Here is a 20,799-nt window from a genome sequence, read left to right as displayed (position 1 = left end):
GCCCGTCACCGCACCCATCTCCGTCTGGCGGCAGACCGCGGAGTGACGCGGACGACAGCCCGCGAATCCGCCGCCTCCGTCCTCAAGCTCGCGTCGCCCGGTTTCCGCCACGCAGTGACGCCGGCCAAGCAACTCATCTCGCTGGACGACACCTCGGGTGGCCGGATCACGCTCGGTATCGGCGCCGGGGGGCGACGGCTGCGACGTCACCGCCCTGGGGCCGGAGTCCCGTACACCCAGCGCACGGGCCGACCGCTTCGCCGAGTCCGTCCCGCTGCTCCCCTTCGTGGTGGCCGCGACCGGGCCGCGCGGACCGAAGCTCGACAAGTTCGCAGTGGCGTGCACGGGAAGCGTCCGATCCGGAACGGATCGCGCTCACCGGCCTCACGCCCGACCGGAACGCCCCGCCGGAGTCCGTGGGCGCGTTCGTCGGTTTCGCGGCGCTCCACGCGGAGCTAGGTTTCACCGGGAACGTCCTGCACGCACCGATCCCGGACGCGGACTTCGCCACCGACCCGTCCGTGTTCGAACGCATCGTGACCGGGGCGTCCGCGCGACTGGCCTGAGTCCTTAAGACCTGCCCCCTCAGCCGGGCAGGCGCAGGAACCGCGGGGGTACGGACTCGGCGAGCCAGACCCCGTTGGCGCTGACCCGGAAGATGTGCCCGGCACGGTGCATGGCGCCCGCGTCCACGGTGAGGACGAGCGGGCGGCCCCGGCGGGCGCCGACCCGGGTGGCCGTCTCGCGGTCGGGCGACAGGTGGACGTGGTGGCGGGTCATGGGGCGCAGGCCCTCGGCCCGGATCGCGTCCAGCACCCGGGCGACCGTGCCGTGGTAGAGGTACGAGGGCGGCTCGGCGGGCGGCAGGTCCAGGTCGACGGCGACGGTGTGGCCCTGGTTGGCGCGAATGCGTTCGCCCTCGACGGTGAAGCGGCGTTTGTCATTGACGGCGACGGCGTGGTCGAGCTCGGCGCGGGTGATGGCGAAGCCGTGCGCCGCCGCAGCGTGCAGCAGTTCGTCGACGGCCACCCAGCCATTGCCGTCGAGGGTGATACCGATGCGGTCCGGCTGGTGGCGCAGATGCTTCGAGAGGTACTTGGACACCTTGACGGTGCGTCGTTCGTCCATCCCGTCAGCGTGCCCGGGGCGCGCCCGCCGCCGCATCCGGATTTCGCCCCCTCCTCCCGTCTCTTTTCCGCTCTTTTCCGCCTTCCTTTCGAGGCCAGGTTTGATCCACAGCCAACTCAGGTTATCCACAGGCAATTTGGCGAATCTGTGGACAACTGGCAGATGATTTAGGCGTTTTCGTCAACTTTATTCCGCTTAGCATGAGATGAGGCGAGGATGTCCAAGGTGCGTGCCTGCACCTCCCGTTCGGTGGCCGCCGTGACGAAGGCTGCGACGTCCTCCGGGCCAACCAGCTTCTGAACAACCTGGATTGTCCGGGCCGGCAGCAGCACCGGGCGGGGCGCACCTTCGTCCACCACCGGTTCCTCCGCCCCGAGGTGATGATGCAGATGCCGGGTGGCGAACGTCCGCATCGCGCGTGCGAGTTCGGCGTCCACCGTCTGCTGGGCGAGCGGCCGCAGACGGCGTACGAGGGATGCCGCCTCGGCGGCGTCGGAGTCCGTGGGCGGCCGATGGCCCAGATAGCGGGCGAAGACATGCTCGGTGGTGAACTCCAGGAAACGGGAGGCTATGTGCTCCACCTGGCCGCGAAGCTCCCTGAGATGGCCGGAGATTGCGCGCAGTGGAACGCCCGCCGCATGCAACTCGACCGCTACCGCGAGCTCCTGGGGGCTCGGGACCAGGAACTCGTCGTCCCGGCCGGAGACGCGCTCCAGCACCCCGAGCTCCACCGCCTCCGCGATCGCCCCGTCGTCCTGCGAGCCGCCGAACTTCGCGTCCAGCTCCTCGCGGGTGATCCGGTCGGCCTCCTCGTCCGTCCACGGGCCGTGCACCTCGGCGACCAGGCCGAGCACCCCGCCCAGCCCCCGGCCCGCGTCCCACGCCTCCAGCAACTCCTTGATGCTGGCCAGGGTGTAGCCGCGGTCGAGCAGGTCCGCGATCTGCCGCAGCCGGGCCAGATGGGTCTCCCGGTACACATTGGCCCGGCCGCGGCGCTCGGGCGTCGGGAGCAGGCCCCGGTCCTGGTAGGCGCGGATCGTGCGGACCGTGGCCCCGCTGGCATGGGCCAGGTCCTCGATCCGGTACTCGGCGGTGGCCCCGCCCGCCGCCCCGGTCACAGCGGAGGCTTCAGCCGGGCGAGGGAGCGCAGCGCCCCCGGGCTCAGCCGGGACAGCAGCCGGGCGCCGCGCGCCTCCGGAGTCACCGGAACCACGGCCTGGTTGCGCACGACCGCCCGCAGGATCGCGTCGGCGACCTTCTCCGGCGGGTAGTTGCGCCGACCGTAGAGCCGGCTCGTCCGCTTCCGTAGCCGCTCCTCCTCCGCCGCGTCGACGCCCGCGAAGCGCGTGGTGGTGGTGATGTTGGTGTTGACGACGCCGGGGCATATCGCGCTCACCCCGATCGACTTCTCCGCCAGTTCGGCCCGCAGGCACTCGCTCAGCATCAGCACGGCCGCCTTCGACGTGCTGTAGGCGGGCAGGGCGCGGGAGGGCAGGAAGGCCGCGGCCGACGCCGTGTTGACGATGTGGCCGCCCTGACCGCGCTCGGCCATCTGCTTGCCGAAGAACCGGCAGCCGTGGATGACGCCCCAGAGATTGACGTCGAGGACCTTCTTCCACTCCTCGCCCGTGGTCTCCAGGAAGGAGCCGGAGAGCCCGATCCCGGCGTTGTTGACCAGGACGTCGACGATGCCGTACTCGGCGGCGACCCGGTCGGCGAGCTTCTCCATCGCCGCCTCGTCGCTGACGTCGGCCGCTTCGCCCCAGGCCGCCGGGGCCCCGACCAGTCGGGCCATCTCCGCCGTCCGCGCCGCCCCCTCCGCATCGCGGTCCACGGCCACCACGCGGGCGCCCGCCTCGGCGAACGCGAACGCCGTGGCCCGGCCGATCCCGGAGGCCGCTCCCGTCACCAGGACCAGCTGCCCGCCGAACCGTTCCGCACAGGGGCCCTTCGCGGTCACCTGGGGGCCGGGCGCCCCCTCCTGCCCGGCGGACTCGTTCGCGGCGACGAACTCGCCGATCCACGAGGCCAGCCGGTCGGGCCGGGTGCGCGGCACCCAGTGCTTGGCCGGAAGCGAGCGGCGTACCAACGTGGGGACCCAGGACTCCAGTTGGTCGTAGAGCCGCTCCGAGAGGAAGGAGTCGTCGGTCGGGGTGATCAGCTGGACCGGAGCGTGGGCGTAGGCGTCGGCGCGCGGCCTGCTCAGCCGGGCGCGGACGTTGTCGCGGTAGAGCCAGGCCCCGTGCGCGGCGTCGTTCGGCAGGGAGGCGGTGGGGTAGTCGCCGGCGGGCACCTTCTCCATCCGCTCCAGGATCCGGGGCCACCGCTTGCCGAGCGGCCCGCGCCAGGCCAGCTCGGGCAGGACCGGGGTGTGCAGCAGGTACACATACCAGGACTTCGCGCCCTGGCCGAGCAGCTGACCGACCCGGCGGGGCGTGGGCCGGGTCATCCGCTGCTTGATCCAGTGGCCGAAGTGGTCCAGGGACGGCCCGGACATCGAGGTGAAGGAGGCGATCCTGCCCTCGGTCCGCCCGACCGTGACGAACTCCCAGGCCTGCACGGAGCCCCAGTCGTGCCCGACCACGTGCACCGGCCGGTCCGGGCTGACCGCGTCGATCACGGCCAGGAAGTCGTCGGTCAGCTTCTCCAGGGTGAAGCCTCCGCGCAGCGGCGCGGGGGCCGTGGACCTGCCGTGCCCCCGTACGTCGTACAGAACGACGTGCCACTGCTCGGCCAGCTGTGCGGCAACCTCCGACCAGACCTCCTTGCTGTCCGGATACCCGTGGACCAGCACCACGGTCGGACGGGTCCCCTCGCCCAGCTCGGCGACGCACAGTTCGATGCCGCCCGTGTGCACACGCCGCTCACGTGCTTGAGACAGATTCACGCCGCCACCCTCTCCTCGGCCCAGCGCCGCACGTGCGGCAGATCGTCGTCCAGCCAGAATGCGCTCTGCTCGGGGTCCTTGGAGTCGGTGACGACCAGGATCTCCTCGAACTTCGCGCCCGTACCCCGGAATCCGAGGTGGGGTTCGACCGCCCACAGTCCCGGCTGCGGCGGGTGGTCGGAGAAGCGGTAGGGGCTCCACAGGGGGGACCAGCCCTCCCGGTGACCGTGCAGGGCGTCGCTCACCAGCCCCTTGAGGGACTGGGTGCCGAAGCCGAACACCTGCGGGGACCAACGGCGTTCGCGGACCCGGTCCACCTTGTGGGCGATGACGCCGAAGGGGTAGGCCCGGTGCCTGTTGGCGTACCCCTGGGTGGTCATCAGGCGTTCGACGTCCTCGTAGATCTCGCGCAGCGAACGGCGCTCACGCACCTCCCGCAGGATCAGCTCGCGGTGCACCTCAAGATCGGCCAGCAGCTTGTCGTGCAGCGGGTTGAGGCCGAGGCACCCCGAATATCCGATGTCGGCGGTGAATCCTTTGTAGACCGGGGCCATGTCGAGGATGAACGGCATCCCGGGCTCCAGCTTCCGGTCGGTCGGGAAGAACTGGAGCGGCACCTTGAACCCCGCGAAGGCCGTACGGTCGCCGAACCAGGCGAACGGGAGGTGGAACCAGTCCCGCACCCCGCGCTCGCGCAGCCACACCCGCTGCATCCGGGCCGCCTCGCGCTCGGTCACGCCGGATCTGAGCTGTCCGGCGACCGCCTCCGCGCAGGCATAGGCGAGGCGCTGCACTTCCCTGAACCCCCGCAGCTCCGGGGCGATTTCGTTCTGCACTGCCGAGGTCCTGCCGGTCATGCCACCGTCCGTTCCCTGCCGTGTGCGGTACGTGCCCGTAACGTGACACTGATGAATGTGACAATGTCCAGCGGCTGCGTCAAGAGGCGTGCACGGCCTGTGGACAACAGCGGTTGCCGGCCTGTGGAAACCGGTGGTGACAGACCTGTGGAAAGCGGCGGTGGCCGACCTGTGGGCAGCCCCGCCCGCGCTGTCGGTCCGGGCTCCGGCCTCCTCCTTCACGGGGTCCCCCTACGGGGCCGTACGTCTGGAGTCTGACGCCCATCCAGCCGCGAGGGCTGACGACCTCTGTGGTCCGCGCCACTAACGTCGTCGTCGTGACTGTGATCGCGACCGAAGCCCTGAGCATGCGGTTCCCCCGGGTGACCGCGCTTGACCGGCTCACGTTGGACATCGGACCGGGTGTGACCGGTCTGGTGGGCTCCAACGGTGCCGGCAAGTCCACACTGATCAAGATCCTGCTGGGTCTTTCCCCCGCCACCGAAGGCCGGGCCGCAGTGCTCGGGCTCGACGTCGCGACCAGCGGCGCCGCCATCCGGGAACGGGTGGGATACATGCCCGAGCACGACTGCCTGCCGCCCGACGTCTCGGCGACCGAGTTTGTCGTGCACATGGCTCGCATGTCCGGGCTGCCGCCGACGGCCGCCCGGGAGCGCACCGCCGACACCCTGCGCCACGTCGGCCTCTACGAAGAGCGCTACCGCCCCATCGGCGGCTACTCGACCGGTATGAAGCAGCGGGTGAAACTGGCCCAGGCCCTGGTCCACGACCCCCAGCTGGTCCTGCTCGACGAGCCGACCAACGGCCTCGACCCGGTCGGCCGCGACGAGATGCTCGGCCTGATCCGCCGCATCCACACTGACTTCGGTATCTCCGTGCTGGTGACCTCGCACCTCCTGGGCGAGCTGGAACGCACCTGTGACCACGTCGTCGTCATCGACGGCGGAACGCTCCTGCGCTCCAGCTCCACCAGCGACTTCACCCAGACCACCGCGACCCTCGCGGTCGAGGTCACCGACAGCGACGCCCATCCCGACGGCACCGACGCCCTGCGCCGGGTCCTCACCGAGGCCGGGGTCACGCTCGTCGGCCACGACGGGCTCGACGCGGAGGGGCTGCCGGGCGCGGGCCACATCCTGCTGATCGAGGCCGTCGGCGAGGAGACGTACGACCTGGTCCGCGACAGCGTCGCCGGGCTCGGCCTCGGCCTCGTCCGTATGGAACAGCGCCGCCACCAGATCGCCGAGGTCTTCCGTACCGAACAGGGCGGGCGTACCGAACAGGGCGGGGCGCACAGCCCCGCCGACCCGGCCGCGGCCGTAACGGCCGGGGCCGCACAGCAGAAGGGAAGCGGCCGCCATGAGCACTGAGACCGGCACCGCGACCGGGCGCGACGCCTCCCGGATCCACAACATCGGCTACCGCTCCTACGACGGACCGCGGCTCGGACGGGCCTACGCCCGCCGCTCGCTGTTCTCGCAGACCCTGCGGGGCTCCTACGGACTGGGCCGTTCCGCCAAGTCCAAGGTGTTGCCCATGCTGCTGTTCGGCGTGATGGCCTTGGTCGCGGCGATCCTCGTGGCCGTCTCGATGGCCACGCCGGACGCCAGCAAGCTGGTGGTCAAGTACACCTCGTACGCGATCTACCTCCAGGCCGTCATCGGCCTCTTCATCGCCGCACAGGCACCGCAGGCGGTCTCCAGGGACCTTCGTTTCAAGACCGTCCCGCTGTACTTCTCCCGGCCGATCGAACGCTCCGACTACGTTCTCGCGAAGTTCGCCGCCACCGCGTCGGCACTGTTCATCCTCACCGGGGCCCCGCTGCTCATCCTCTATGTGGGCTCACTGCTCGCGAAGTTCGACTTCGTGGACCAGACGAAGTGGTTCGGCCAGGGACTGGTGTCGGTGGCGCTGCTGTCCGTGCTGTTCGCCGGGCTCGGCCTCGTGATGGCCGCCCTGACGCCCCGCCGCGGCTTCGGTGTCGCCGCGGTGATCGCCCTGCTGACCATCACCTACGGTGCCGTCTCCACGGTCCAGGCCATCGCCTGGGAGACCGGGTCGGAGGGGGCCGTGCAGTGGCTCGGCCTGTTCTCGCCGATCACGTTGATCGACGGCGTCCAGGCCGCGTTCCTCGGCGCGACCTCCGCCTTCCCCGGAGGGGAAGGCCCGGGGGCCGGTACCGGTGTGGTCTACCTGATCGTTGTTCTCGCGCTCGTCGCCGGCTCGTACGCCGTCCTGATGCGCCGCTACCGGAGGGCCGGGCTGTGACCACCATCGAGATCGACCACACCTCGCGCTGGTTCGGCAATGTGGTCGCCGTCAACGACGTCTCCATGACCGTGGGCCCCGGCGTCACCGGACTCCTCGGCCCCAACGGCGCCGGAAAGTCCACCCTCATCAACATGATGGGCGGATTCCTCGCCCCCTCGACGGGGAAGGTCACGCTCGACGGCCGGACGATCTGGCGCAACGAGAGCGTCTACAAGGAGATCGGCATCGTCCCGGAGCGGGAAGGGATGTACGACTTCCTCACCGGCAGGGAGTTCGTCGTCGCCAACGCCGAACTCCAGGGTCTGGGAGCGGCCGAGGCACAAAGGGCGCTCGCCACGGTCCAGATGGAGTACGCGCAGGACCGCAAGATCTCCACGTACAGCAAGGGCATGCGCCAGCGCGTGAAGATGGCGTCCGCGCTGGTCCACGAGCCCTCGGTGCTGCTCCTGGACGAACCGTTCAACGGGATGGACCCGCGCCAGCGGATGCAGCTGATGGAACTGCTGCGACGGATGGGAGCCGAGGGCCGCACGGTCCTGTTCTCCTCCCACATCCTCGAAGAGGTCGAGCAGCTGGCCTCGCACATCGAGGTGATCGTGGCGGGCCGCCATGCCGCGTCCGGCGACTTCCGGAAGATCCGCCGGCTGATGACGGACCGGCCGCACCGCTATCTGGTCCGCTCCAGCGACGACCGGGCCCTCGCGGCCGCGCTCATCGCCGACCCGTCCACCGCGGGCATCGAGGTCGACCTGACCGAGAGGGCCCTGCGCATCCAGGCCGTCGACTTCGGGCGGTTCACCGAACTGCTGCCGAAGGTGGCCCGTGAGCAGGGCATCCGGCTCCTCACCGTCTCTCCGTCCGACGAGTCCCTCGAATCGGTCTTTTCCTATCTCGTAGCGGCCTGAGTAGTGGCCTGAAAGGAGCTGTGCACCGTCATGTACGACCCCACAGTCGCCCGGCTCACCTACCGGGCCCTGCTCGGCCGGCGCCGGGCCGCCATCCTGTTCGTCCTGCCCGCACTGCTGCTGGTGATCGCCGCGGCCGTGCGGATGTTCGCCGGGGCCGATGACCAGGTCGCCTCCAACGTCCTCGGCGGGTTCGCCATCGCCACGATGGTGCCGCTGATCGGCGTGATCGCGGGCACCGGAGCGATCGGCCCGGAGATCGACGACGGCTCGATCGTCTATCTGCTCGCCAAGCCGGTGAAGCGGCCCACGATCATCTTCACCAAGCTGATCGTGGCCATCGCGGTGACCATGGTGTTCTCCGCCCTGCCGACGCTCATCGCGGGACTGATCCTCAACGGCAACGGCCAGCAGATCGCCGTCGCCTTCACCATCGCGGCGCTGGTCGCCTCGATCGCCTACAGCGCCTTGTTCCTGCTGCTCGGCACGGTCAGCCGGCACGCGGTGGTCCTCGGCCTGGTGTACGCCCTGGTCTGGGAGGCCCTCTTCGGCAGCCTGGTGCCCGGTGCGCGGACGCTCAGCGTCCAGCAGTGGTCCCTGGCGGTCGCTCAGAAGGTCGCGGGGGACGGGGCGATCACCTCGGACGTCGGCCTGCCGCTCGCCACGGTCCTGCTGGCCGCCGTCACGGTCGCCGCCACCTGGTACGCGGGCCAGAAGCTGCGGGCGCTGAAGCTGGCCGGGGAGGAGTGATCCCGGCCTGAGCCGCCGTACGCCTCGGCGACCTCCGTCCTTCCCGAAGGGCGGAGGTCGCCGTATGACCGGACAGGCGGATTGACGGACAGGCGTGCGCGTAACCGTACGTTTATCGGGTCGTTGGGCAGGACGCGTGGGGGCAACTGGAATCCGTGGCGTCGTAGCGATCGTGAAATAGGGGAATGCCGGCACCGGGTGAGGCTCAGCCCACCGGACCGGTCATCGAGTGAGTGGCAACCGTGAGCGTCCTCCACCCCTGAAGCCCGGGGTATGGGCCGTCCTCGTCATTCCCTCGTACGAAAGGCATGCCCATGCCCACGGAAGTCGCCCTGCTCGAATCGCGCACGCTGCGCGTCGAGCAACTGGGGCGCGTCGATGTCCTCGACAAGGTGAAGAGCCTTGTCATGCTCCCGGACGGAATTCACGTTCGCACGGAGGATGTGGCTCGTTACTTCGAAGTATCCACAGGTGCCGTCAGGAGGCTGACCGACCGGCATCAGGAGGAGCTCGCCGAGAATGGCATGCGCGTGCTGCGCGGCCCTGACCTGCAGTCCTTCCATAGCGACATGATGTCGCTATGGACCGGCGACGGGGTGGAAAGTTATCCACAGGCGGCCACGCAGCTGCGGATCTACACCCGCCGAACCGTCCTCAACGTCGCCATGCTTCTTCGCGACAGCGACATTGCCCGATGCGTGCGGACTTACCTCCTCGACACCGAGGGACCGCTGCGCAGCCAGTACGCCTCCCTCGACCAGCGCGTCACGCGCATCGAGAGCTGTCTCAGCGGGGTCGGCAGCGCGCTCCAGGAGCTCGGGCCGGTGCTGGGCCGGATGTCCGAGCGGCTGGAGAGCCTGGAGCGGAAGGTGGAGGTGACCCATCAGGTGATCGGGGCGATGAGCCTGCGGCTGACGGATGTGCAGCAGGACGTCGTGCGCCTGGACGCGCGGCTGGACTGCTTCGGGCGGCAGCTGAAGGATCTGCGCCGCCGTAGCGGGCGGCGCTGAGAGAGCGGCGGCCCGGCACCGCGGGGAAACGGGTGCCGGGCCGTCGTCGGGATGTCCGGTGGCGGGGCGTCTACCGCACCGGTGCCGACCGGAGGAGCTCCTCCAGGACCACCGCGATGCCGTCGTCCTCGTTGGACGCCGTGATCTCGTGGGCGACGGCCTTGAGGTCGTCGTGGGCGTTGGCCATGGCCACGCCGTGGTGTGCCCAGCCGAACATCGGGATGTCGTTCGGCATGTCGCCGAACGCGACGGTGTCCGCGGCCCTCACGCCGAGCCGGCGGGCGGCCAGCGAGAGGCCGGTCGCCTTGCTCAGGCCCAGCGGCAGGATCTCGACCACACCGGCACCGGCCATGACCACGTCGACCAGGCTGCCGACGGCCGCCCGCGCGGCGAAGGCCAGCGCGTCGTCGCTCAGTTCCGGGTGCTGTATGTAGACCTTGTTCAGCGGGGCGGTCCACAGCTCGGCGGAGTCGTTCACGAAGACGTACGGCAGCGGCCCCTCCTGCACCTGGTAGCCGGGGCCGACCAGCACCTCGCCGTCCAGCCCGTCGCGGCTGGCCGCCAGGTGCAGCGGGCCGACCTCCGCCTCGATCTTGGACAGTGCGAGACCGGCGAGCTGCCGGTCCAGGGTCAGCGAGGTCAGCAGCCGGTGCTCGCCCGCGTGGTAGACCTGCGCGCCCTGACCGCAGACGGCGAGGCCCTCGTAACCGAGGTCGTCCAGGATGTGCCGGGTCCAGGGGACCGCGCGTCCGGTGACGATGATGTGCGCGGCACCGGCCGCGGTGGCCGTGGCCAGAGCCTCGCGGGTGCGCTCGGAGACCGTGCCGTCGTCACGCAGTAGCGTGCCGTCGAGGTCGGTCGCGACGAGCTTGTAGGGGAAGGTCACTTGACGACCGGTTCCAGGACCTCGCGCCCGCCCAGGTAGGGGCGGAGCACCTCGGGGACCCGGACCGAACCGTCGGCGAGCTGGTGGTTCTCCAGGATCGCCACGATCGTGCGCGGTACGGCGCAGAGCGTGCCGTTCAGCGTGGCCAGCGGCTGGACCTTCTTGCCCTCGCGCATCCGGACGGACAGGCGGCGGGCCTGGAAGCCGTCGCAGTTCGACGCGGAGGTCAGCTCGCGGTACTTGCCCTGGGTGGGGATCCACGCCTCGCAGTCGAACTTCCGCGAGGCCGAAGCGCCGAGGTCGCCGGTGGCGACGTCGATGACCTGGAAGGGCAGCTCCAGGCCGGTGAGCCACTGCTTCTCCCACTCCAGGAGCCTGCGGTGCTCGGCCTCGGCGTCCGCCGGGTCGACGTACGAGAACATCTCGACCTTGTCGAACTGGTGGACGCGGAAGATGCCGCGGGTGTCCTTGCCGTACGTGCCGGCCTCGCGGCGGAAGCAGGGGGAGAAACCGGCGTACCGCAGGGGAAGCTTGTCGGCCTCGATGATCTCGTCCATGTGGTACGCGGCGAGAGGGACCTCGGAGGTGCCGACCAGGTAGTAGTCGTCCTTCTCCAGGTGGTACACGTTCTCCGAGGCCTGGCCGAGGAAGCCGGTGCCCTCCATGGCGCGCGGGCGGACCAGCGCCGGGGTCAGCATCGGGACGAAGCCGGCCTCGGTGGCCTGGGCGATCGCCGCGTTGACGAGGGCGAGCTCCAGGAGGGCGCCGACGCCCGTCAGGTAGTAGAAGCGCGAACCGGAGACCTTGGCCCCGCGCTCCATGTCGATCGCGCCGAGCGCCTCGCCGAGCTCCAGGTGGTCCTTGGGATCGAAGCCCTCGGCGCCGAAGTCCCGGATGGTGCCGTGCGTCTCCAGGACGACGAAGTCCTCCTCGCCGCCGACCGGGACGTCCTCGTGGACGATGTTGCCGAGCTGGAGCAGCAGGCGCTTGGCGTCCGCGTCGGCCTCGTCCTGGGCGGCGTCTGCCGCCTTGACATCGGCCTTGAGCTGTTCGGCCCGCTTGAGGAGCTCGGCGCGCTCCTCGGGGGTGGCCTTGGGGATCAGCTTGCCGAGCGACTTCTGCTCGGCGCGGAGTTCGTCGAAGCGGACGCCGGACGACCTGCGCAGCTCGTCGGCGGAGAGCAGGGCGTCGACGAGGTCGACGTCCTCTCCACGGGCGCGCTGGGAGGCGCGAACACGGTCGGGGTCCTCACGGAGCAGGCGAAGGTCAATCACCCCTCCAGGCTACCGGTGCGCGGTTCTCGCACTCGAACCGATATCGCCACGCGTGTCACTATGACCGAATTGCCGGAATTGATATTTCTGGGGGCAAATCGCGGGCAATCGCGGACGCTCGTGGATGCATCGCGGATGCTCGTGGGTGATGGCGGGTGATCGCTGCCCGGTGGGCGTCAATAACGGCCGTTAACTCCCCTGAACAGGGCAGAAGGTGCACTCCGCCTTGACGCACCAGCCTTGAAGAGAGCGGCAGTTGAGGGGTGGGTCGGTGGCCGTTGTCCACAGGGGCTCGACGCCGGAATGGTTATCCACAGGCTGTGAAGAAGTTCTGTGGATACCGGAAGGGATTGTTCCGGGGGGTGGGTGAAGTTCCAGGGATTCCCCGCCCAAACCCTCCTCGGACGCTCATTCGGGTGGGAATTCCTCGCCCTGGAGAGTTGATCAAGGGAATTGATGTGACACGCGAAGACTCGTGCCGCCTCGCACTTCTGTGGACGGCTCCGGGGGTGGTGGGTTGATTTGTCGATGATGTCGCATGTGGGTGTCGACTTATCCCCAGGTCGAGACGCCGCCCTGTGGATAACTCTGCGGAGTGCGTGACTATCCGTAGATCGCACTGCTGCGGAGAGGTCCTGCGTCAGATCCGGCCGTCCTGGCTGCGCGCCAACCAGTCCGCGGCTTCCGTGAACGCCGTGTCCGAGGTGCCCGCCCGCAGCGGCCTGACCTCGTCCGCGGACACACCGGCCCGCGGGTACGAGCCGAGGAACCGCACCTTCGGGCAGATCCGCTTCAGCCCCATCAGGGCCTCCCCGACCCGCCGGTCCGCGATGTGCCCCTCCGCGTCCACGGCGAAGCAGTAGTTGCCGATGCCCTCGCCGGTCGGGCGGGACTGGATCAGCATCAGGTTGACCCCGCGCACCGCGAACTCCTGGAGCAGCTCCAGCAGGGCGCCGGGGTGGTCGTCGCCGAGCCAGATCGCGACGGAGGTCTTGTCGGCGCCGGTCGGGGCGGAGGGCCGGGCGGGCCGGCCCACCAGGACGAAGCGGGTCTGGGCGTTCTCCGCGTCGTGGATCTCCGTCACCAGTGGTTCGAGGCCGTAGGTGGCGGCGGCGAACTCCCCGGCGAACGCGGCGTCGTAGCGCCCCTCCTGGACCAGCCGGGCACCGTCCGCGTTGGACGCCGCCGACTCCCACACGGCCCCCGGGAGGTGGGCCGCCATCCAGTTGCGCACCTGTGGCTGGGCGGCCGGGTGCGCGGTGACCGTCTTGACGTCCGACAGCTTGGTCCCGGGCCGCACCAGCAGCGCGAAGGTGATGGAGAGCAGCACCTCGCGGTAGATCATCAGCGGTTCCCCGCTGGTCAGCTCGTCGAGCGTCGCGGTGATGCCGCCCTCGACGGAGTTCTCGATCGGTACGAGCGCTGCCGCGGCCTCCCCGTTGCGTACGGCGTCCAGGGCGGCCGGTACGGAGACCATCGGGGCGAGCTCCCGGGTGGCGGCTTCCGGGAGCGTACGGAGGGCGACCTCGGTGAAGGTGCCTTCGGGGCCGAGATAGGCGTAGCGCGTGGCTGACATACGGTCACCCTAATGCGCCCTGCGGCGGCCGCCGCGCTGTCTCAGGATGCGGTCGGGGGCGCGGTCCGGGGGCCCTTCTCCGCGACTCCAGCGGTGCGCCCCTTCCTCTGACTCCAGCAGCGCGGCCCCTGGCCCACGGCTCCGGCGGCCGCCGTGCCCCTACGACTCCAGCAGCCGCTGCCCCACGTACTCCCCCTCCGCCGCTCCGCCCGGTACCGCGAACACTCCGCTCGACTCGTGGCGGATGAAGCGCGACAGCGCATCGCCCCGGTCGAGCTTGCGCTGCACCGGCACGAAGCCCCGGAACGGGTCCGCCTGCCAGCAGACGAACAGCAGCCCGGCGTCCGGAGTGCCGTCCTCCGCGATGCCGTCGTGGTACGAGAACGGGCGCCGCAGCATCGCGGCCCCGCCGTTCTCCTCGGGGGAGGAGATCCGGGCGTGGGCGTTGTCAGGGATCACGAGCCTGCCGTCCGGGCCCGCCTTGTCGAAGTCCATCTCCGTGGTCTCGGTCCCCCCGCTGAGCGGCGCCCCGTCCGCCTTGCGCCGGCCGATGACCCGCTCCTGGTGGTCCACCGGAAGCTTCTCCCAGTCGTCCAGGAGCATCCTGATCCGGCGGACGACCGCGTACGAGCCGCCAGCCAGCCATTCCTGCGGGGTGCCGGGGGAGTCGGGCACGAAGACGCGCCGGTCGAAGTCCTCGTCGGCGGGCTTCGGGTTGCCGGTCCCGTCGATCTGGCCCATCAGGTTGCGGGCGGTCATCGGCCGGGCGGTGGTTCCCGGGGTGCGGTTGAAGCCGTTCATCTGCCACCGCACGCGTGCCGTGCCCGCGGCGCCCTTCTGGATCGCCCGCAGCGCGTGGAAGGCGACCAGCGCGTCGTCCGCGCCGATCTGCACCCACAGGTCGCCCTCGGAGCGCTTGGCGTCCAGGTGGTCGGAGGAGAAGGCGGGCAGCGGGTCGAGCGCGGCGGGCAGTGCGGCGGTCAGCCCGGTGCGAGCGAAGAACGTACGGCCGAAGCCGAAGGTGACGGTGAGGGACGAGGGGCCCGCGTCCAGGGCGATCCCGGTATCGTGCCCGGGGCCGTCGGACCCGCCCGCCGCCGGGCGGCCCGCCATCAGCTCCTTCGCCGTCGCCGACCAGCGCCGCATCAGCGCCGCCGCCTCCTTGCGGCCCGCGCCCGCCACCAGGTCGAACGCGACGAGATGGCCCCGGGCCTGAAGCGGAGCGGTGATCCCCGGTTGATGTTTCCCGTGAAACATCGCCTCGGTCGCGCCGATGGACGTCAGCGCGGCCGGTGCGTCGGGGCGGGTCGCGGCGTACCCTGCGGCGCCGCCCCCGGCGCCCAGCACCAGCCCGGTCGCGCCCGCCGCGCCCGCGGTGCCCAGCAGCCGCCGTCGTGAGACCCCGGGGCTTGAGTCCGTGGTGCCGGGGCCCGGGCCGGAGGTGCCGCCGGCCCCCGGGGAGGCGTTCGTACCGACGCGGCCCCGGGCCTGCTTACTGGTCTTGCTCACGTGCTCAGCCGATCTTCGCGTTCTTGTCGATGGTGACCTGGTCGATGTCCGACGTCCGTACCGTCACCTCGATCTTCCAGTCCCCCGCCATCGGGATCTGTACGCCGCTCGCCGACCAGTGCCCCTCGGCCAGCCGGTCGGGGGCGACCGGCAGCGGGCCGATCTCCTGGGCCTCCAGGGTGAGGGCCACCTTCAGCTCGGGGACGTCCATCGGCTTGCCGTCGCTGCCGTCGATCCACACATGGAGCTCGTTGGAGCCCGTGCGGCCGGGGTCGATGTCGATGCGGACGGTCCCCTTGCCGTTCTGTCCGCCGGTGTCGAACGGCATGCTCAGGTTGACGGGGGTTCCGGCGGCGGGAGCGGCCGCCGCGGCAGTGCCGCCCGCGGCCTCCTCCGTACGGCCCGGTTCGGTGGACGTCAGCAGGGTGGTGACGGCCAGCAGGACCACGGCGACGGCGGTCTCGGCCAGGACCGAGCGGCGCAGCCCGGAGCGCTCCGCGTCGGCGTCCCGTATCCGCTTCTTCTTGGTGGCGGTCAGGGCGGCCCGCTGCCGGGCCAGTTGGGCCGCGCGCTCGGGATCGACGTCGGCCCGGGCGTCCTCGGGCTCGGCCGCCTCGCCCGAGGAGCTGTCCGAAGGATCGTCCGTGTCGTCGTCCGGGACCTCGGCTTCCGGGACCTCGGAGGAAGGCACCGCCGTATCCGTCAGCCGCCCCGTCCACCTCCGGGAGAACCAGGCGACGGCGAGCAGGACCGCGATCAGCACGATCTTGAGGATGAGCAGCTGTCCGTACCGGGTCCCGGTCAGGGCCGACCAGGAGCCGACCTGCCGCCAGGACTGGTAGATGCCGGTCGCCGCCAGGACCACGACGCTGCCGAACGCGACCGTGGAGAACCGCCGTACCGCCGCGCTCCCGATCTCCGGCGTCCGGTACAGCGCCACCAGGAGCGAGGCCAGTCCGCCGAGCCAGGCGGCGACGGCCAACAGGTGCGCCACGTCGACCGGCATGGCGATGCCCGGCTGGATGCCGGTCGAGGCGTGCTCGGACATGGCCCAGGTGGCGGCGATGCCCGAGGCGACCACCCCGCCGCCGACGGCCAGACCGAAGGTGAGGTCCTTCTTCTCGCGCTCGTCCTCGCGCCGGGCGTACGTACCGAACAGCACGGCGATGAACAGGGCGGCCGCTCCCAGCAGCAGCAGCCGGGAGACCAGGGCGGCGCCGGGCTTGGTGTCCAGGACGGACTGGAGCCCGTCGAGGTCGAAGGCGTCGGCGAACCTGCCGCTGCCGGTGTACGGGTTCCGCAGCAGCAGCATGACCAGGGTCGCCGCGGTCAGCGTGACCCAGCCACGCACCACGAGCCGCTGCATCGGCAGGGCGGACGCACCGCCCTGCCAGCAGCCGAGGACGAAGGCGCCGCCGCCCACGAGCAGGACGAACCCCGCGTACGCGGCGTACCGTGCGACGCCGTAGACGACACCGACCGGTCCGCCGCCGACCTCCTGGGAGGGCAGGGCCACCGTGGTGTCGGAGGGGGCGCCGATGGAGAACGTGAACGCGCCGGAGATCGGGTGGCTGTCGGCGGAGATCGCCTGCCAGGCCACCGTGTAGGTGCCGTCCGGCAGCCCGGGGTGCAGCTCGACGCCGTAGCGGACGGTGGAGCCGTCGGACAGGTCCTTCGGCTCGGCGCCGGTGTCGGCGCGCTTGCTGCGGGGGTCCAGGACCCGGATCGACCCGTCGCCGACGGCGATCGCCTCGGAGAAGGTGAGGGTGACCTCCTTGGGCGCGGTGGCCACCACCGCCCCGTCCTGCGGGTCGCTCCCGGTGAGGGCGGCGTGCGCGGATGCCGGGCCCGCGCCGGCCAGCAGCAGCCCGAACACCAGGCTTGCCAGGGCGGCGAGGAGAGCGGCGGCGGCGACGGGCCGTCGTATCGGGGGCCGTCCGAGGCGTGGGGCGGTGGCAGTCAGCACGGGTTCAGTCCCTCACTGCTTCTTCGGGTTGTGGGTGGTTTCCTTCACCGGCAGGTCGACCGTGATGGAGTCGGCCTTCTCGAAGTGCAGCTCGACGGAGACCTTCTCGCCCTGCTCGGGCTTCTGCTTGAGATTCATGAACATGATGTGGCTGCCACCGCGTTCGAGAACGAGCTCGCCGTTCGCGGGGATCTCGAAGGACGAGACCTCCCGCATCTTCTGGTCCTTCGTCTCGTGGATCGAGACGTCGTCGGAGAGCGGGCTGGTCACCGAGGTGAGCCGGTCGTCGGTGTCCCCGCTGTTCTGTACGACCAGGAAACCGGCGGCCATGTCGCTGACGGGCTGCGGCAGATACGCGCCGACGACCTTCAGCTCGGGCTCGCTCTCCGAGGAGCACCCCGCCAGTGCCAGCCCTGCGGTGAGGGCGAGGGCGCCGGCGAGGGCCGTGCGGCGGCGGTTCACGGGGTCTCCCCCTTGACCAGCTTGGGGAGGTCCTTCGCGTACTCCTCGGCGGTGGTGTCCTCGCCGTAGAGGGCGTACCCCTTGTCCGTCTTCGGGGAGAAGGCGATGACCTGGGCGCCGTGCATCGAGACGACGGTCCCGTCCTTCTCCTTCTTCGGCGCGTCGATGCCGATGCCGATCTGCCGCGCCCCGGCCTGGATGGTCGGGAAGTCGCCGGTGAGGCCGGTGAAGGTGGGGTCCTGGGCCCTGAGCCACTTTCCGAGCGAGGCGGGGGTGTCGCGCTCGGGGTCGGTGGTGACGAAGACGACCCGGAGCTTGTCCTGGTCGGCCTTGGGCAGCTCCCGCTTGGCGAGGGAGATGTTGCTCATGGTGAGCGGGCAGACGTCGGGGCAGTGGGTGTAGCCGAAGTAGATGAGCGTCGGCTTGCCCTTCGTCGCCTCGCGGAGGTCGTACTCCTTGCCGTTCGTGTCCGTGAGGACGAGGTTCGGCTTGGTGAAGGGCTGGTCGAGGACGGTGGCGGCCTTGGTCTTCGGTGCGGCGCTGACGTCGGCGATGGACGAGGAGTCCGTCCCGTCGTCACCGGAGCCGCAGGCGGAGAGGGCCAGTGCGGCCGCGGCGGCGAACGCCACGGCCGTCACTGCTTTTTTGCTGCTACGCATGAAAGGGGTGTCCTGAGTGTGGTGCGGGTGGTGGAACCGGCAGGTCAGGCTGTACGGCGGCGACCGGCGAGCACGCCGAACGCGACGCCCGCGATGCCGATGACGATGCCGATGATGCCCAGGGTGCGGGCCGTGGTGTCGCTGGCGGAGGACGCGGCGTGGCTCTTGTCGCCGCTGTCCTTCGCCGAGGCGTCGGTGCCGGCGGCCTTGTGGTCGTCGCCGTCCTTGGCCTCGTCCCCGGCGTCATGCGCCGCGCCACCGCCGTGGTGGTCGTCGGAGGCGGCGGAGAGCTTCAGGACGGGGGCCGGGCTGTCGGGCTCTTCGCCGCCTGCCTTGGGCTCCTCGATCCAGCGGACGACTTCCTTGTTGTCGTACGTCTGGATCGCCTTGAAGACGAGCTGGTCGGCGTCCTCGGGGAGCTGTCCGACGGAGACCGGGAACTGCTGGAAGTAGCCGGGCTCGATCTCACTGCCGTCCGCGGTCCAGGTCACCTTGGAGACGGCCTCGGTGATCTTCTTGCCGTGCACTTCCAGCGGCTTGTCGAGCTTGCTCTTGTCGATCTTGATGTCCCAGCCGGGGACGGCCTCGGGGGTCACGGAGGAGAGCGGGTGGTCGGCCGGGAAGTTGATCTCCAGCTTCACCGTCGAGGCCTGGTCGCGCTCGTTGGGGACCTTGAAGTTGAGCGTCGCGTAACCGCCCTTGGCGGCCTCGCCCTGCGGCTGGACGCTGACGTGGGCGGCGGCCGGGCCGGCGATCAGCAGGGCGGTGGACGCGGCGACGCCGCCGGCGAGGGCGATACGGGAAAGCTTCATGGCAGGAATCACTCCACAGGGAGACAGAGAAGCGGAACATGGTGGTCCGGCGCGCGGGTGCGCGGCGGCATCACGACACCTCGCCCTCCGGTTCCGTGCCGAACCGTCGTCCGGATCACGTACCGCATCGTCGTCCGGCCACGCACGGAACAGGACCGCCGTCCGGTTACGGGAGATACGGGAGGGGTGTCGCGTCAGGCTGCGAGGGCGTACGGGGCCGGAGGCCCGCGCCTGACCACCAGGTGCTGGAGAGGATTCCCGGCCGCGGGCGGGGCGGCCTCGTCGGCCGTACGTACGGCACGCGGCCCGGCCGTGAGCTGCTCGCGCGAGCCGGCCCGCAGTGCGCGGACGAGGGCGAGCGCATTCCGCAGCGACCGCAGCCGGGCCCCGGCCGCCAGGGCCTGGGCGCTGTGAGCGGAGAGCCGGGCCAGCCGGAAGAGCGCGATCTCGCCGCGCCGCAGCAGCCAGCCGGTGGCGAGCGCGACGAGAAGGTGGGCCAGGAACATCGGCAGGCTCGGCAGCAGCGCGGACACCGTGGCGCACACCGCCGCGATGCCGGAAGCGCCGTCCCCGGCCGCTTCGGCTCCTCCGGCGGACGCGAGGTGGCCGTGGCCCTGCGTGAGCGTGGCGGGGTCGATGCCCGCCGTGGAGACGATGCGACGGGCATCGGCGGAGTCCAGCTGCCCGGCCCCGGCCCCGCACACGAGCCCTGCGGCGAACCGGATCAGCGAGTGGTCGCCGCCTGGGGCCGAGGCGGCCGGAGCGCTGCCGTGGCTGCCGTACGCGAAGACGGCGTGCAGGGCGATCTGGCCGCTGGCCAGCGCACCCGTGATCGACGGAAGGGAACGCTCCCGTCCGGCGAGGGCCACGGCGACGGCGAGGACGCCGAGGAATCCGGCGAGCAGCGTCCACACGGGGACGGCCGAGCCGGCGGCGAGGACATGCCCGGCCGCGGACAGCACGACGCAGACCGCGGTGAACACCGCGGCCCTCATGAGCCGCAGACCGGCTCCGGCGCGTGCGAGAGGCGTGGACATGGCCGGGACATCATCGCACTGCGCCCCCGGGAGCGGCACGGCAGGTCCGGAAGATCAGCCTCCGTCCCCAAGCGTGCTTGTTGCGCCTGTTCGTGGGGGATGTACGTACCAAGGACGCCTACGGGAACGGGTACGGGACCGCCCGACCACCGGCCCGGGCGGTCCATACACCGGCCGTCCGAATATCCGCATCCGCCGAACGAGCGCTCTCCGGCCCGATCCGTGCTTACGAAGCGCCGAGGGCGGATACACGTATCGGTACGTCGAGCCGCAGCCAGGAGGCTGGAACATGAGCATCTGGTGGTCTCTCCATCTGCGGCGCGAAGCTGCGAGCGTTCCGCTCGCCCGTCGTTTTCTGCTCGGCACCATGGAAACCGCGGGGGTCGATCCGGACGTCTCCTTCGACCTGTCGCTGGCGCTCAGCGAGGCCTGTGCGAACGCCGTCGAGCACGGCGGCGAGCGTACGGCCCTCGGGGAGCCGGGGGATTCCGGGTGCGGAAGGACCCCGCCGGACTCCGGGCAGTACCGGGTCACGGCCTATCTGGACGGCGAGAAGTGCCGTATCGAGGTCAGCGATTCGGGGCCGGGCTTCCCCGCCCGGCGGGCGCTTCGCCCCGCCACGCACAGCTCCTGCGCCGCCGAGAGCGGGCGTGGCCTCGACCTGATCGAGGAGCTCTCCGACCACGTCCAGTTCGCCAACCGGCCGGGACGCGGCGCGGTGGTGAGCTTCGACAAGGTCCTGAAATGGCAGGAGGGCGCGCTGCTCACGGTGTAGTGAGCGGCGCGCCCTCCCGAGAGGTACGGCGGTGG

At 70.7% G+C, this 20,799-nt stretch carries 19 protein-coding genes and 1 pseudogene; 7 read left to right on the top strand and 13 right to left on the bottom strand.

Going from position 1 to position 20,799, the window contains the following annotated elements:
* Nucleotides 1–54 precede the first annotated feature (54 nt).
* Nucleotides 55–566, top strand: a pseudogene (locus ACZ5WC_RS10400) (LLM class flavin-dependent oxidoreductase); the annotation flags it as partial.
* A gap of 19 nt (nt 567–585) precedes the next feature.
* Here ACZ5WC_RS10400 and ACZ5WC_RS10395 read toward each other — a convergent pair.
* From ACZ5WC_RS10395 to ACZ5WC_RS10380, 4 genes are all read right to left on the bottom strand, one after another.
* Nucleotides 586–1,128 carry an RNA 2'-phosphotransferase gene (locus ACZ5WC_RS10395; protein WP_468540397.1) on the bottom strand — a complete coding sequence of 181 codons (543 nt, stop codon included), beginning with the start codon at nt 1,126–1,128 and terminating at the stop codon, nt 586–588.
* A gap of 167 nt (nt 1,129–1,295) precedes the next feature.
* Complete coding sequence (locus tag ACZ5WC_RS10390) at nt 1,296–2,246, bottom strand: MerR family transcriptional regulator (RefSeq protein ID WP_468540396.1); 951 nt, start codon at nt 2,244–2,246, stop codon at nt 1,296–1,298.
* Nucleotides 2,243–4,015, bottom strand: coding sequence for an SDR family oxidoreductase (locus ACZ5WC_RS10385; protein WP_468540395.1), 1,773 nt, complete (start codon nt 4,013–4,015; stop codon nt 2,243–2,245). The genes ACZ5WC_RS10390 and ACZ5WC_RS10385 overlap by 4 nt, the downstream gene beginning before the upstream one ends.
* A complete protein-coding gene (locus tag ACZ5WC_RS10380; RefSeq protein WP_468540394.1) occupies nt 4,012–4,872 on the bottom strand; it encodes a M24 family metallopeptidase in 861 nt (286 codons plus the stop codon). The genes ACZ5WC_RS10385 and ACZ5WC_RS10380 overlap by 4 nt, the downstream gene beginning before the upstream one ends.
* A 347-nt stretch (nt 4,873–5,219) precedes the next feature.
* Between ACZ5WC_RS10380 and ACZ5WC_RS10375 the strand changes: the two genes are divergently transcribed.
* The 5 genes from ACZ5WC_RS10375 (at nt 5,220) to ACZ5WC_RS10355 (ending at nt 9,808) form a co-directional block, all read left to right on the top strand.
* Nucleotides 5,220–6,242 (top strand): ABC transporter ATP-binding protein, encoded by a 1,023-nt coding sequence (locus ACZ5WC_RS10375; RefSeq protein ID WP_468540552.1) that lies wholly within the window; start codon nt 5,220–5,222, stop codon nt 6,240–6,242.
* A complete protein-coding gene (locus ACZ5WC_RS10370; RefSeq protein WP_468540393.1) occupies nt 6,232–7,140 on the top strand; it encodes an ABC transporter permease in 909 nt (302 codons plus the stop codon). Before ACZ5WC_RS10375 ends, ACZ5WC_RS10370 begins: the two co-directional genes overlap by 11 nt.
* Complete coding sequence (locus ACZ5WC_RS10365; RefSeq protein WP_096629793.1) at nt 7,137–8,048, top strand: ABC transporter ATP-binding protein; 912 nt, start codon at nt 7,137–7,139, stop codon at nt 8,046–8,048. Before ACZ5WC_RS10370 ends, ACZ5WC_RS10365 begins: the two co-directional genes overlap by 4 nt.
* 30 nt (nt 8,049–8,078) lie before the next feature.
* Complete coding sequence (locus ACZ5WC_RS10360; RefSeq protein WP_096629792.1) at nt 8,079–8,798, top strand: ABC transporter permease; 720 nt, start codon at nt 8,079–8,081, stop codon at nt 8,796–8,798.
* Between the two features lie 314 nt (nt 8,799–9,112).
* The gene (locus ACZ5WC_RS10355) at nt 9,113–9,808 is read left to right on the top strand and encodes a hypothetical protein (protein WP_468540392.1); all 696 of its coding nucleotides are present in this window, start codon (nt 9,113–9,115) and stop codon (nt 9,806–9,808) included.
* Between the two features lie 70 nt (nt 9,809–9,878).
* Here ACZ5WC_RS10355 and ACZ5WC_RS10350 read toward each other — a convergent pair whose 3' ends face one another.
* The 9 genes from ACZ5WC_RS10350 to ACZ5WC_RS10310 form a co-directional block, all read right to left on the bottom strand.
* The gene (locus ACZ5WC_RS10350; protein ID WP_468540391.1) at nt 9,879–10,694 is read right to left on the bottom strand and encodes an HAD family hydrolase; all 816 of its coding nucleotides are present in this window, start codon (nt 10,692–10,694) and stop codon (nt 9,879–9,881) included.
* Nucleotides 10,691–11,968: a serine--tRNA ligase gene (serS, locus tag ACZ5WC_RS10345; RefSeq protein WP_468540390.1), complete on the bottom strand. Its 1,278-nt coding sequence runs from the start codon at nt 11,966–11,968 to the stop codon at nt 10,691–10,693. The genes ACZ5WC_RS10350 and serS overlap by 4 nt, the downstream gene beginning before the upstream one ends.
* Nucleotides 11,969–12,608: 640 nt before the next feature.
* Entirely contained in the window at nt 12,609–13,544 is a 936-nt protein-coding gene (gene pheA / locus ACZ5WC_RS10340; protein ID WP_096629786.1) for a prephenate dehydratase, read from the bottom strand.
* Between the two features lie 159 nt (nt 13,545–13,703).
* Nucleotides 13,704–15,053, bottom strand: coding sequence for an iron uptake transporter deferrochelatase/peroxidase subunit (gene efeB / locus ACZ5WC_RS10335; RefSeq protein ID WP_468540389.1), 1,350 nt, complete (start codon nt 15,051–15,053; stop codon nt 13,704–13,706).
* 4 nt (nt 15,054–15,057) lie between these two features.
* Nucleotides 15,058–17,016: a copper resistance CopC/CopD family protein gene (locus tag ACZ5WC_RS10330; protein ID WP_468540551.1), complete on the bottom strand. Its 1,959-nt coding sequence runs from the start codon at nt 17,014–17,016 to the stop codon at nt 15,058–15,060.
* A gap of 15 nt (nt 17,017–17,031) precedes the next feature.
* Nucleotides 17,032–17,481, bottom strand: coding sequence for a copper chaperone PCu(A)C (locus ACZ5WC_RS10325; protein ID WP_468540388.1), 450 nt, complete (start codon nt 17,479–17,481; stop codon nt 17,032–17,034).
* Nucleotides 17,478–18,140 (bottom strand): SCO family protein, encoded by a 663-nt coding sequence (locus tag ACZ5WC_RS10320; protein WP_468540387.1) that lies wholly within the window; start codon nt 18,138–18,140, stop codon nt 17,478–17,480. Before ACZ5WC_RS10320 ends, ACZ5WC_RS10325 begins: the two co-directional genes overlap by 4 nt.
* Nucleotides 18,141–18,184: 44 nt before the next feature.
* Nucleotides 18,185–18,952, bottom strand: a complete 768-nt coding sequence (locus ACZ5WC_RS10315; RefSeq protein ID WP_468540386.1) for a YcnI family copper-binding membrane protein — start codon at nt 18,950–18,952, stop codon at nt 18,185–18,187.
* A gap of 194 nt (nt 18,953–19,146) precedes the next feature.
* Entirely contained in the window at nt 19,147–19,989 is an 843-nt protein-coding gene (locus tag ACZ5WC_RS10310; RefSeq protein ID WP_468540385.1) for a hypothetical protein, read from the bottom strand.
* Between the two features lie 289 nt (nt 19,990–20,278).
* Between ACZ5WC_RS10310 and ACZ5WC_RS10305 the strand changes: the two genes are divergently transcribed.
* Nucleotides 20,279–20,764 carry an ATP-binding protein gene (locus tag ACZ5WC_RS10305; protein ID WP_468540384.1) on the top strand — a complete coding sequence of 162 codons (486 nt, stop codon included), beginning with the start codon at nt 20,279–20,281 and terminating at the stop codon, nt 20,762–20,764.
* The last annotated feature ends 35 nt before the right edge of the window (nt 20,765–20,799 follow it).

The sequence above is a fragment of the Streptomyces sp. NPDC033165 genome (assembly GCF_055577965.1).
Note: the sequence above shows the minus strand (reverse complement) of the source record. Positions and strands in the feature narration are given on the sequence as shown.

Coding starts and splice junctions, on each gene's coding strand:
- ACZ5WC_RS10395 (WP_468540397.1), bottom strand. CDS start 1,128: ATGGACGAACGACGCACCGTCAAGGTGTCCAAGTACCTCTCGAAGCAT.
- ACZ5WC_RS10380 (WP_468540394.1), bottom strand. CDS start 4,872: ATGACCGGCAGGACCTCGGCAGTGCAGAACGAAATCGCCCCGGAGCTG.
- ACZ5WC_RS10375 (WP_468540552.1), top strand. CDS start 5,220: ATGCGGTTCCCCCGGGTGACCGCGCTTGACCGGCTCACGTTGGACATC.
- ACZ5WC_RS10370 (WP_468540393.1), top strand. CDS start 6,232: ATGAGCACTGAGACCGGCACCGCGACCGGGCGCGACGCCTCCCGGATC.
- ACZ5WC_RS10360 (WP_096629792.1), top strand. CDS start 8,079: ATGTACGACCCCACAGTCGCCCGGCTCACCTACCGGGCCCTGCTCGGC.
- ACZ5WC_RS10355 (WP_468540392.1), top strand. CDS start 9,113: ATGCCCACGGAAGTCGCCCTGCTCGAATCGCGCACGCTGCGCGTCGAG.
- pheA (WP_096629786.1), bottom strand. CDS start 13,544: ATGTCAGCCACGCGCTACGCCTATCTCGGCCCCGAAGGCACCTTCACC.
- ACZ5WC_RS10320 (WP_468540387.1), bottom strand. CDS start 18,140: ATGCGTAGCAGCAAAAAAGCAGTGACGGCCGTGGCGTTCGCCGCCGCG.
- ACZ5WC_RS10315 (WP_468540386.1), bottom strand. CDS start 18,952: ATGAAGCTTTCCCGTATCGCCCTCGCCGGCGGCGTCGCCGCGTCCACC.
- ACZ5WC_RS10310 (WP_468540385.1), bottom strand. CDS start 19,989: ATGTCCACGCCTCTCGCACGCGCCGGAGCCGGTCTGCGGCTCATGAGG.
- ACZ5WC_RS10305 (WP_468540384.1), top strand. CDS start 20,279: ATGAGCATCTGGTGGTCTCTCCATCTGCGGCGCGAAGCTGCGAGCGTT.